7 protein-coding genes are annotated in these 6,930 nt (G+C 76.9%); 2 read left to right on the forward strand and 5 right to left on the reverse strand.

Annotated elements, in window-relative coordinates; genetic code table 11:
* Nucleotides 1–153 precede the first annotated feature (153 nt).
* Nucleotides 154–2,484, forward strand: a complete 2,331-nt coding sequence (locus ABEB16_RS07140; protein ID WP_345711569.1) for a putative bifunctional diguanylate cyclase/phosphodiesterase — start codon at nt 154–156, stop codon at nt 2,482–2,484.
* Nucleotides 2,485–2,491: 7 nt separating this feature from the next.
* Here ABEB16_RS07140 and ABEB16_RS07145 read toward each other — a convergent pair whose 3' ends face one another.
* The 5 genes from ABEB16_RS07145 to ABEB16_RS07165 all read right to left on the reverse strand — a co-directional run bounded on the left by ABEB16_RS07145 (nt 2,492) and on the right by ABEB16_RS07165 (nt 6,548).
* Nucleotides 2,492–3,679 (reverse strand): GGDEF domain-containing protein, encoded by a 1,188-nt coding sequence (locus tag ABEB16_RS07145; RefSeq protein WP_345711570.1) that lies wholly within the window; start codon nt 3,677–3,679, stop codon nt 2,492–2,494.
* Between the two features lie 88 nt (nt 3,680–3,767).
* On the reverse strand, nt 3,768–4,301 hold the full coding sequence (locus tag ABEB16_RS07150) for a pyridoxamine 5'-phosphate oxidase family protein (RefSeq protein WP_345711571.1): 534 nt from the start codon (nt 4,299–4,301) through the stop codon (nt 3,768–3,770).
* A gap of 86 nt (nt 4,302–4,387) precedes the next feature.
* Nucleotides 4,388–5,104, reverse strand: a complete 717-nt coding sequence (locus tag ABEB16_RS07155) for an HAD family hydrolase (RefSeq protein ID WP_345711572.1) — start codon at nt 5,102–5,104, stop codon at nt 4,388–4,390.
* Nucleotides 5,105–5,235: 131 nt separating this feature from the next.
* Nucleotides 5,236–5,556: a hypothetical protein gene (locus tag ABEB16_RS07160; protein WP_345711573.1), complete on the reverse strand. Its 321-nt coding sequence runs from the start codon at nt 5,554–5,556 to the stop codon at nt 5,236–5,238.
* Nucleotides 5,557–5,606: 50 nt separating this feature from the next.
* Nucleotides 5,607–6,548 (reverse strand): 1,4-dihydroxy-2-naphthoyl-CoA synthase, encoded by a 942-nt coding sequence (locus ABEB16_RS07165; protein WP_345711574.1) that lies wholly within the window; start codon nt 6,546–6,548, stop codon nt 5,607–5,609.
* Between the two features lie 171 nt (nt 6,549–6,719).
* On the opposite strand from ABEB16_RS07165, the gene ABEB16_RS07170 reads away from it, so the two are divergent.
* Nucleotides 6,720–6,930: hypothetical protein (locus tag ABEB16_RS07170; protein WP_425560122.1), on the forward strand; the 211-nt coding region annotated here is incomplete at its 3' end.

Here is a 6,930-nt window from a genome sequence, read left to right on the forward strand (position 1 = left end):
CGCGGCGTCCCCGGGGATCTGGTGGTTGAGCGCGGGCACCCCCTCCTGCCACTCTGTGCCCCGGCCTGCTCACGTGCCGTGCACCTGGTGCGGGGTGCGGAGGAACGTCGCGGTGGACGGAGGCGGATGGCGGCCGAACCAGCAGGGACCCCGGTGGCGAGCCGGGTCCTCGACGGCGCGCTCGCGGCGCTGGCGGCCGCGGTGGTCGTCGCGGCCGTCGCGTGGTTCGCGGTCACCGCCGACGCCGGGGCGCTGCCGACCGCGGCCGCCGCGCTGCTCGTGGGGCTGGTCCTCATCCAGCTGCTCACCCGCTTCCCGCTGCCGCTGAGCCTGCGCCACAGCGGCGTCGAGGTGCAGTTCGACGTGGGTCTCCTCGTCTTCCTCGGCGTGCTCCTGCCACCGCCCGCGGCCCTGCTGGTGTGGATCCTGTGCCGCGTCCCGACGAGCCTGCTGCAGCGCAAGCGGTGGTCCAGCCGCACGTTCAACGCGACGATCGGCGTGCTCAGCGGGGCCCTGGCCCTGCAGGTCCTCCGGCTGCTCGACCCCGTGTGCGGGGACGGCGGCTCGGGCACGCTGGCCGAGGCCGTGGCCGTCAGCGCGGGCATCGGGGTCTACCTGGTCGCCGACCTCCTCGTCTCCGCCGTCTCCGTCGCCCTCGCCGAGCAGGTGCCGGTGCACTCCGAGCTCACCCGCGCGGGCACCGCGCCGGCGGCCGCCACGGTCGTCGCCGTCGGCCACCTCGGCTACCTCGGGGCGGTCGTGGCCGAGCAGCTGTCCCCGTGGTTCGCGCTGCTGCTCCTCGTGCCCCTGCTCGTCACGATGACCGCCACGCGGACGATGGGGGAGTCCCGGGCGGTGGCGCGGCGCAACGAGGCGCTGCTGGCCGCCGCCACCGCCCTGCACACCCTGGGGCGGCGCGACGAGCTGGAGCGGGCCCTGCGGGCGCACGCCCGGATGGTGGTCGGCACGCCGCTGGCGGCGCTCGGCCACGAGCCGCCCGGACCGGGCGAGTGCGGCGCGGCCGTCGTCACCGGTCCCGGGGAGCGGCTGTGGCTGACCGCCCCGCAGCGGCGCGACCCCGCGCGGCGGGCGGGTGACGCGCGGGCGCTGGAGGCGCTGGCGTCGGTGGGGGAGGCGGCGTTCTTCCGCGCGGGCGTGACGGAGGAGATGCACGCCCTGGCCCGCCGCGACGTGGTGACGGGGCTGCCGAACCGGCTGCTGTTCTCCGAGCGGCTCGCCGCGGCGCTGCAGCGCGCCCGGGAAGGGCAGCGCCTGGACCGCCTCGCCGTGCTGTACCTGGACCTGGACGGCTTCAAGGCCGTCAACGACCGCTTCGGCCACGACGCCGGCGACGAGCTGCTGCGCATCGTCACCGGCCGCCTGCTCGACGTGCTGCGCGGGAGCACCACGGTGGCCCGCCTCGGCGGCGACGAGTTCGGCGTGCTCGTCCCGGACTGCCCGGACGTGGCGCGGCTGTGCTCGCGGCTGCTGGGGGCGCTGCGCGCGGACGTGCGGATGCGCGGGCACGTGGTGCGGGTGCAGGGCAGCCTCGGCGTCGCGCGCGCCGGGGCCGGTGACGACGAGGGCACGCTGCTGCGCAACGCGGACACCGCGATGTACCGGGCCAAGACGGCGGGCAAGAACCGGTGGGTGGAATTCCGCCCCGAGCTGCTCGCGGAGGACCTCGTGCGCCTGCAGGTCATCGAGGACCTGCAGCAGGCCCTGCCGCGGGACTTCCCCGTGCACTACCAGCCGATCGTGTCCCTCGCCGACGGCTCCCTCGTGGGGCTGGAGGCGCTGGTGCGCTGGGACCGCCGGCCGGCGGGGGGAGCGCGCGGGGCCCCGGCGGCGCTGGTGATGCCCGACGTGTTCGTGGCGCACGCCGAGGGCAGCGGCACGGTCGTCGGCATCGGGGACGCGGTGCTGCGCACGGTGGCGCGGGACGCGGCGGTGCTGCAGGAGGCCGCCGGGCACCCGCTGGACCTCATGGTGAACGTCTCCCCGGTGCAGCTGCGCCAGCCGGGGTTCCCCGCGCGGGTGGCCTCGGCGGTGCGGGCGGTGGGCGCCGGGCGGTTGCACCTGGAGGTCACCGAGAGCGTCCTCATCGACGAGGAGTCCGCGGAGGTGCTGCACGAGCTGGCGGCGACGGGTGCCCGGCTGAGCATCGACGACTTCGGCACCGGCTTCTCCTCCCTCGGCTACCTGCGGCAGCGGCCGTTCTCCTCGTTCAAGGTGGACCGCACGTTCGTGCGCGACATCGCCGCCGACCGGCGGGCGCGGGCGCTGGTGGAGGGCATGGTGAAGATGGGGCTGGCCCTGGAGCTGGACGTCGTCGCGGAGGGCGTGGAGGACGTGGAGCAGGCCGGGATCCTGCGCGCCGCGGGGTGCCCGCTCGCGCAGGGGCACCTGTACTGCCCGCCGCTGTCGGTGGCGCAGCTGCACGGCTACCTGCGCGGGCGGCGGGTGCCGGTGCTGCAGGACTGAGCGGACCTCAGGGCACGGTGGCGGGTGCGCAGGCCACCCGGTCCTTGCCGGCGCGCTTGGCGGCGTAGAGGAGGTCGTCGGCGCGGCGCAGCAGCACCTCGCGGTCGGTGCCGGCCGGGGCGGTCGCCACGCCCAGGCTGATCGTCGTGCGCAACCCCGGCACGACGTCGTCGAGGTCGACCGCCGCCACCGCGGCCCGCACCCGCTCGCAGCGCGCCCGGGCGTCCTCGGCCGCCGCCCCGGGCAGCAGCAGCACGAACTCCTCCCCGCCGGTGCGCGTCACGACGTCGCCGGAGCGGCAGGCATCCGCGATCGCGGCGGCGGCGCGCCGCAGCACGACGTCACCGACGTGGTGGCCGAACGTGTCGTTGACCCGCTTGAAGTCGTCGAGGTCGGCCACGGCCAGCGACAGCGGCGCGGGGGCGCGCCCGGCGAGCAGGTCCAGCTCCGCGTCGAGGCGGCGGCGGTTGCCCAGGCCGGTGAGGGGGTCGCGGGTGGACAGCTCCGCCAGCTGCGCGGTCAGCTCCGCCTGCCGCGCCAGCGCCTCGGTGAGCGCCCCGGTGCGCTCGGCGACGCGCCGCTCGAGGTCGGCGTTGGCCTCCTGCAGCTCCGCGGCGAGGTGCTCGGCGCGCTCCCGCTGCCGGTCGGCCGACACGAAGGCGCGGTCCACCACCCGCGTGTTGACCGTCGCGACGAGCGCGGCGAAGGCGGTGACGATGCCGCAGAAGACGGCGATCTGCTGGTAGTCCAGCCCGGTGGTGCGCCCGCCCACCACCAGCGGCAGGGCGAGGTCCACCCCCACCGCGGCGCCGAGCAGCAGCGGCAGCGCCCGCGGCGGCAGGACGAGCCCGCCGAGCAGCACCAGGGCGATCACGAAGACGGGGTGGGTGGAGGCGTTGCCGGCGATGAGGGCACCGGCGAGGATCGCCGCGGCGCACGTCAGCAGCAGCACGGCGCCGCCCCAGGTCGTGCGCCCGCGGCGGGCGAGGGCGACGACCCCCGCGAAGGTGAGGCAGAGGGCGGCGACGAGCCCGGAGGCCAGGCCGCCGGCCGGGACGATGAACGGGAAGAGCGCGACGAGCGGCAGCAGGCCGGCGGCCGTGGTGGCCGCGATGGCGATCAGGACGGTCCCGCGGCGGCGCACGCGGCGGTCCGGGTGCCGCACCGTGAGCAGCCACCGCCACCACTGCCGCACGTGTACCCCCCCCGACCGATCCGCACCCCGATGTGGTTGAACATCGGAACCACCGGCGGCGTTCCGGATCGGCCGTGTGGGTGGGGACTCAGGTGGTGGCGAACCGGTAGCGCGTCTGGGTGGCGGAGCCGTCGCGCCCGAAGGCGAGCACCTTCCGCGGCGCGACGCCGAACACCGGGGCGGGGGGCAGGTCGCTGCCCGGCTCCCGGAACGCGCCGTCCTGCACCTCGAACACCCAGTCCAGCTCGGCGAGCCACCGCGCCGCGAGCCGGTGCAGGAGGGCCTCGTCCACCACCTGCTCGGCGGTGCCCTCCACGACGACGTCGAGGCCCGAGCGGTAGCGGCCCGTGCCGGTCGCCAGGACGCAGCGGGGCTCGGCGCGCAGGTTGACCGCCTTCTGCTCGGCCTCGCCGGTGCAGAAGTGCAGGGCGCCGCCCAGCCACACGGCCGGCAGCGGCACCACGTGCGGGCGGCCGTCGCGGCGCACCGTCGACAGCCAGAACATCTCGGCCCCCGCCAGCGCCGCCTCGACCTGCGACCACGGCAGCGGTGTCGCGCCGGGCTCGCTGAACCGGGCGTCCAGCTCGGCGACGGGTCCGGGGTCGTGGCTCGTGCCGGGCATCGCGGTCCCCTTCCGCTCGGGAGTGCTCCTCGTGCGGACCCCGCCGCGCCGCCGGACTCATCGCTGAGCGCCCGCCAGGTGGGTGCTCAGCGGGATCCGGCGCCGGGGTCCTCGGCCGCGAGGTGGGCTGCGAGGTCGAGCAGCGTGCCGAGACGGGCCGCCTCCTCGCGCGGCCCGCTGCCGGTGCGGTCCAGGTGCACGGCGCGCAGCCCCGCCGCGCGCGCCCCCAGGACGTCGACGTCGTGCTCGTCGCCCACGTAGAGGGTCTCGCCGGGTGCGGTGCCCAGGCGCTCGCAGACCGCTGCGAAGGCGCGCGGGTCGGGCTTGGCGACGCCCAGCTCGTCGGCCGTGAGCACCGGGCCGAGGCGCCCGCCCAGCCCGATGGCCTCGATCTTGGCGTTCTGCTGCTCGGCGGGGCCGTTGGTGAGGACGGCCGTGCGCAGCCCCGCCGCCCGCACGGCGTCCAGCGCGCCGGCCACGTCGTCGTAGCCGCGCCAGGCCTGGCGGTAGGCGTGCAGGAAGCCGTCGCGGAACTGCCCGTCGAGCGCGGCGTCGTCCCCCACGGGCAGCCCCAGCAGCGGCAGCACGTCCCGCAGCCGGCGCCGGCGCTGCTCGTCGTGGTCGCACAGCCCCTCGCGCCAGGCGCGGAAGTGGCGCTGCTCGGCGGCGAACCAGGCCGCCTCCAGCTCCGCGGTGCACTCCCGGCCCAGCGACCGCAGCCACCCGCGCAGCCCCGCCGAGGCGGCCGCCGGGTGGTCGAAGAGGGTCCCGTCGAGGTCGAACACCACCGCCGCCAGCGCCACGACGCCGAGCCTAGGCCGCCCGCACGGCGGCCTCCTCGGCGGCGGCCTCGTGCTGCGCGCCGACCACCGCCGCGCGGGCGTGCCCGGTGCAGCGGTCGAACCCCTGGGAGGGGTCGGCGGGCGGGCCGGGCTCAGCCCTCCGCGACGAGCACCCGCACCACGTCCCCGCCCCGGGTCAGCAGCAGCTCCGCCGGCCCCTGCGGCTCGACCCGCCAGCCACCGGCCAGCGCACCGGCCACGTCGGCCAGCGCCTGCTGCGCCGCCGGGCCCGGTGCCCCGGGCGGCAGCAGACCCGACGGGCAGCCCGGCACCCCGCAGTCGGCGTCGACGTCGGCGTCGTGCTCGAAGTCGTAGTGGAAGCACACGCCGTGCATCCGCTCGAACAGCTCGTAGTCCTCCGGGGCCAGCGCCACCGGGCGCGTGCACCGCATGCAGATCTGCTCCTCCGCCACGGCGGCCACGGTAGGTCAGGCCGGCCGGTGGCGGGGCGCTGGGCAGGCCCTCAGAAGTACCAGGGGAACGCGGACCAGTCCGGCTCCCGCTTCTGCAGGAACGCGTCGCGGCCCTCGACGGCCTCGTCGGTCATGTACGCCAACCGGGTCGCCTCCCCGGCGAACACCTGCTGCCCCACCATGCCGTCGTCGACGGCGTTGAACGCGAACTTCAGCATCCGCTGCGCGGTGGGGGACTTGCCGTTGACCGCCGCCGCCCACTCCAGCGCGACCCGCTCCAGGTCCGCGTGCGGGACGACCTCGTTCACCATGCCCATCCGGTGTGCATCCGCCGCGGAGTACGGCCGGCCCAGGAAGAAGATCTCCCGGGCGAACTTCTGCCCGACCTGCCGCGCCAGGTACGCCGAGCCGTAACCGGCGTCGAAGGAGCCGACGTCGGCGTCGGTCTGCTTGAACGCCGCGTGCTCGGCGCTGGCCAGCGTCAGGTCGCACACGACGTGCAGGCTGTGCCCGCCGCCGGCGGCCCAGCCGGGCACGACGGCGATGACGACCTTCGGCATGAACCGGATGAGCCGCTGCACCTCCAGGACGTGCAGCCGCCCGCCCTCGGCCTTCACCCGCGCCTCGTCGACGGTGTCGGCGGTCTCCCCGGCGGCGTACTGGTAGCCGGAGCGGCCGCGGATGCGCTGGTCGCCGCCGGAGCAGAACGCCCAGCCGCCGTCCCTGGGGCTGGGGCCGTTGCCGGTGAGCAGCACGCAGCCGACGTCGGGGGTGCGGCGGGCGTGGTCGAGGGCGCGGTGCAGCTCGTCGACGGTCTGCGGGCGGAACGCGTTACGCACTTCGGGCCGGTCGAAGGCGATGCGCACGGTGCCGCGCGCGGGGCCGGGTAGCACGCACCGGTGGTACGTGAGGTCGGCGAGGTCCTCGAAACCGGGCACCTGGGCCCACGCGTCGGGGTCGAAGGTCTCGCTGACTCCGTCCAGGGCGCTCACGGTCGTCGAGCCTAGACGCCCGGGCCCACCGCGCCCCGCCGACGTCCGCCGCGGCGACCCCCCGCCGGGAGGAGCGGGATCCCCCGCGCGGGGGAGCCGCCCGGCGCCGCGCGGGACGAGCGTGGGAGCACCGCCCGGGAGCCGCCCGGGCCACCTGCCCGGAGGCTCGCCGTGGAACTCCTCGCCCCCCGCACCCCACCCCCCGCGCCGACCGCCGGGACGTCCCCGGGCCTGCGCCGGCCCCTCCTCGCCGCCGCGGTGTGGAGCCTCGCGCAGGCCGCGCTGGCCCTGCGCTGGCTGCTGGACCCCGACAGCTGGCCGTGGGCGGACGGCGGTGGCCTCTTCGGCACGCTGGGTCCGCGTGCCGGGGCGGCGCTCGTGC

Source organism: Kineococcus glutinatus (assembly GCF_039542765.1).
GTDB lineage: Bacteria > Actinomycetota > Actinomycetes > Actinomycetales > Kineococcaceae > Kineococcus_A > Kineococcus_A glutinatus.

What these genes read in the sequence shown, in the direction of transcription:
- ABEB16_RS07150 (WP_345711571.1), bottom strand. Translation starts at nt 4,301, where the DNA reads ATGCCCGGCACGAGCCACGACCCCGGACCCGTCGCCGAGCTGGACGCC.